Here is a 4148-nt window from a genome sequence, read left to right as displayed (position 1 = left end):
GCTCCGAGGTCACGGTCGCCGGCGTCCGCGTGGGCAGGGTGCTCGGAGTCGGGCGGGAGGTCGGCCCCCTGGGCGAGACGATCGCCGTCGTCGACTTCGAGGTCGAGCGCTCGGCGCCGGTCGCGAGTGGCGCGCGCGCGTCGGTCCGCTACGGGGACATGCTGGGCATCCGCTATCTCTCCCTCGATCCCCCACAGGACGGCGGACCGGCCGTCGGCGGTGCCGACCCGCTGCCGGAGGGGACGCGCATCCCGCTTGAGGCCACCACCGATCCCGTGGACCTCACCGCGCTCGTCAACGGGTTCAAGCCGCTGTTCGAGGCGGTGCGGCCGGACGAGGTCAACACCCTCTCGCGCACCGTGGTCGCCGCGTTCCAGGGCGAACCGGGTGCCATGGACGTCCTGCTCGCCCGCCTGGCGCTGCTGAGCCGGGACATCGTCGGCAGACAGGACGTGTACACCCGGCTCGCGGACAACATCACGGCGCTCAACACCACGCTCACCGAGCGGGAGGAGGACCTCCAGCGGCTGGTCAGGGGACTCGACACCGTCTCCGGGGCGCTCGCGGACGGCGGCGGGAACGACCTCGCGGTGCTCATCGAGCGCGGGGACGCGGCCACCGCGACACTGGCCTCGATGCTCCGCGAGACCGATCCGGATCTCCGCGCGAGCGTGGACGCCGCTCGTCACACGACCGACGGGTGGATCCCCAACACCCCGGCGTTCGACACCGCGATGGGCAAGGCCCCGCTGTTCGCCCGGGAGGTCAACGCCCAGGCTCAGAAGGGTGGCTTCCTGGCCCTCTACATGTGCAACTTCACGGTCAAGTGGGACGACTGGGAGACCAGCCTGTTCGGCTACCGGAACTCGGGGGCGTGCCGATGAGTCCGATCACCATGGTGCGGGAGAGTCTGGTCGACCTCGTCCGCGACCCGAGGCACACCCGTCGCGGCAACACCGTCTTCGTGGGAGCCACATCGATCCTGCTGGTCATCGCGGTCTTCGCGGCGAGCATGGCCCTGCTCCGACTCTGGTACGTCCTGCGCACCGACCACTACGCGGCCGAGTTCGCCAACGCCGGGGGGGTACGGACGGGGGACCCGGTCCTGGTGGCCGGCGTGCCCAGTGGCCGCGTGGACTCCCTGACGTTGGAGCACGGGCTGGCGGTGGTGGGGTTCCGGCTCGACCGGGGCCAGGACCTGGGCGAGGCGAGCACCGCCACGATCGGTCTCAAGTCGATCCTCGGGAACAGGTTCCTCGAGGTCACGCCGGCGGGCGGGGGGGACCTCGGCCCGCACCGGCGGATCGGGGTGGAACGCACCACGTCGCCGTACATGATCGACGACATCGGGGGAGCGGTCACGGACCTGGCCGAGGAGCTCGACACGAGGGCCGTCAGCGCGATGATCGACAGCCTGGACAGCATCCTGCCGCAGGACGCCGGGGCCGCCGGTCAGTCGATCGACGACGTCTCCGCGGCCCTGGGTCTCCTCGCCCGCGAGGACGCGCGGATGTCCGGGGTGGTCACCACGACCCGCGAACTGACCGGGGTCCTCGTCTCGCAGGAGGCGGGTATCCGAGCTCTGACCGACCAGTCACTCGTGTTGGTCACCGTGCTCACCCAGCGTCGTGAGGCGCTCAGCTCCCTCGTGTCGTCCCTGGAGGATCTCGCGACCCGGGTGCGGGTGCTGCTCGACGAGGAGGCCGAGGACGTGGACCGCGTGCTGGGCAACATGCGCTCGATCAGCGAGACCTACCAGAGGAACATCGACGCGATGGACGAGGTGCTCACCCGGATGCCACCAGGACTCCGCGCGGTCACGGACGCGGCCGGGAACGGCCCGTGGACGGATGTCGCCACACCGACCGGCCCGATCCCGGATTCGGCGCTCTGCGCCCTGGGGGTGATGGACGGATGCAACTGAGACGTGTGAGCCGGACCAGGGTCGTCGCGATCCTCGTCACCGCCCTCGCCACCGTCCTGGTGTTGGCCTCTCTGCTCTCCGGCGCCCGGGGAGACGGCGGTCGCCAGGTGATCACGGCCGAGTTCGCCTCCGCCGAGGGCGTGTACGTCGGTTCGCAGGTCCGGATCGTGGGGGTCGAGGTGGGGATCGTGGAGAAGGTCGAGCCGACGGGGGACCTCGCACGGGTGCGGCTCTCACTGGAGCCCGGTACGCGGTTGCCCGCGGACGTGGGGGCTGTGGTGATGAACCCGGCCGTCATCGCCGACCGGTTCGTCGAGCTCACCCCCGCCTACGTGGGCGGGCCGGCGTTCCCGGACGACGGGGTGATCCCGGCCGAGCGGACGCGGGCACCCCTCGACTTCGACGAGTTCGTCTCCAGCCTGGACACCCTGAGCTCGGCGTTCTCGCCCGGAGCCGACGAGGTGGCACGTGGTCTCGACCGGGGGGCCGAGGCCCTCGACGGCCGGGGGGAGACGCTGAGCCGGGCCATCAGGAACCTGTCCACGGTCTCGGCGGTGGGCGGGGACCGGGCCGAGGATCTCGACGCGATCGTCACCGAGCTCGCGGTGCTGATGGACGCCGCGGGCGGTCGCGACCAGACCATGCGCGACCTCGTGCTGGGACTCGACGACCTGGGTCGGCAGCTCCGGGACGACCAGATCGACGTGGCGGCCCCGGCGGAGGACCTCCGTGTGATCCTCGACGAACTCGACGCGATCGTCGCCGCGCGCGGGGACGACATCACCGGGACGACCACCGCGACCCGCGAGGTGACGGCGTTGTACGCCCGCCACCGCGCGGACTTCGCGGAGTTCCTGGATCTGTACCCGGTGATGATGGAGAACCTCGCGGCCGGGATCGGACCCGACGGTCGCGCGCGCATCCGCCTCAACGTCTCGTCCAACATCACCCACTTCGCCCGTGGCCGCGAGCTCTGCCGGCGTGAGCCGCTCCCACTGTGCACGGGCGCCGGCCTGACCAACCCGCTCATGTTCCCGGTCGAACAGAGTGACCCGATCGGCCTGGTCGGGGCGTTCGAACGAGTCGCGGGGGGTGGATGAGAGCCATGCGTGAGACCAGAACCCGTCCGCACCTGGTGCGCGGACTCGTGGCCCTCCTCGGGGTGGCACTGCTCGGGGGTGCGGCGATGGTGGCCGTGAACACGCCACAACTCGCACTCCAGTCTGTTCCCCTGGGGATGGACACCGGGGAGGGCTCGGCGGACGTGGAGATGCGGTTCGAGCGCGCCGACCGGCTCGCACCCGGAGCGGAGGTCCGCTACGGGGGACGCCTCGTCGGCCGGGTCCGCAGCGTCGGCACCGACGGAACCGAGGCCGTGATCGGCGTCCGCCTCGAGGGTGACTCCGGCGTCCCCGCCGGCGTCTTCGCCGAGATCCGCTTGCCCACCGCCCTCGGCAGCCCGTTCATCGCGCTCACCCCGCCGGCGGCGCCCGCGACCGGTGCACTACTCGAGGACACGGGGGTCGTTCCGCGGGTGCACACCGGCGTCGGTCCGGATCTCGAGTCCAGCCTCGCCTCGCTGGGACTGCTGCTCAACGGGAGTGGGATCGCGCAGCTCGGCTCGGTGATGGAGGAGCTCACCGTGGCCCTGGACGGGCGAGGTGAGGAGATCGGGCGCATCCGGGAGCGTGGGGACCGCGCCCTGGAGTTGTACGAGGCGAACCGCGACGAGATCGACCGGACGATCCTCGCCCTGGACCGGGTCAACGCCTCGCTCGCCGGTCGCCGCGAGCTCATCGACCGCGGCATGCGGGTGTCCGCCGACCTCGTCTCGGAGGCGGCGGCCAGTCGGGAGACGATCACCGCACTCATGGACACCACCACCGCCCTGACAGTGCAGGTCGAGCAGTTCACCTCGGCCACGGACGGGCGCCTGACGCCGTCACTGCGCACACTGACCGTCCTGCTCGAGGACATGGAGGGCTTCGGGGACGAGGTGGCCCCCACCCTGGACGCCCTGCAGCGCTTCGTCACGAACTTCGACGTCGCGATCCGCGGGGACCACATGATGTTCGACGGCGCGCTCGACCTCCCCGGCTCGCTGGATGCCCTGGGCACCGGCGGTGAGGCGCGCGCGGGTCGACCGCTGCCGCCCGGTGCCACCGGCCCCCCCGACGCCCAGCCGCCCGTGGGGGGTGCGGAGCGTGTCAAATCAATTGAGACG

At 71.5% G+C, this 4148-nt stretch carries 4 protein-coding genes; all 4 read left to right on the top strand.

Features of this window, described 5'->3' with window-relative positions; all coding sequences use genetic code 11:
• Positions 1 to 884 (top strand): MCE family protein (locus G6020_RS04345; protein ID WP_182609785.1); only part of this gene is annotated, 884 nt, incomplete at its 5' end.
• Positions 881 to 1924, top strand: a complete 1044-nt coding sequence (locus G6020_RS04340) for an MlaD family protein (RefSeq protein WP_182609784.1) — start codon at positions 881 to 883, stop codon at positions 1922 to 1924. The genes G6020_RS04345 and G6020_RS04340, both read left to right, overlap by 4 nt.
• Positions 1915 to 3024 carry an MCE family protein gene (locus G6020_RS04335; RefSeq protein WP_182640635.1) on the top strand — a complete coding sequence of 370 codons (1110 nt, stop codon included), beginning with the start codon at positions 1915 to 1917 and terminating at the stop codon, positions 3022 to 3024. The genes G6020_RS04340 and G6020_RS04335 overlap by 10 nt, the downstream gene beginning before the upstream one ends.
• Positions 3025 to 3029: 5 nt before the next feature.
• Positions 3030 to 4148: MlaD family protein (locus G6020_RS04330; protein ID WP_182609782.1), on the top strand; the 1119-nt coding region annotated here is incomplete at its 3' end.

Origin of the sequence: Dietzia sp. B19, from assembly GCF_014145155.1 — a bacterium.
GTDB classification, from domain to species: domain Bacteria; phylum Actinomycetota; class Actinomycetes; order Mycobacteriales; family Mycobacteriaceae; genus Dietzia; species Dietzia natronolimnaea.
The sequence above is the reverse complement of the archived record's forward strand: the minus strand, read 5'-3'. Positions and strand labels throughout refer to the sequence as shown.

Excerpts from the sequence above, each read along its gene's own strand:
- G6020_RS04340 (WP_182609784.1), top strand. The coding sequence starts at position 881 with ATGAGTCCGATCACCATGGTGCGGGAGAGTCTGGTCGACCTCGTCCGC.
- G6020_RS04335 (WP_182640635.1), top strand. The coding sequence starts at position 1,915 with ATGCAACTGAGACGTGTGAGCCGGACCAGGGTCGTCGCGATCCTCGTC.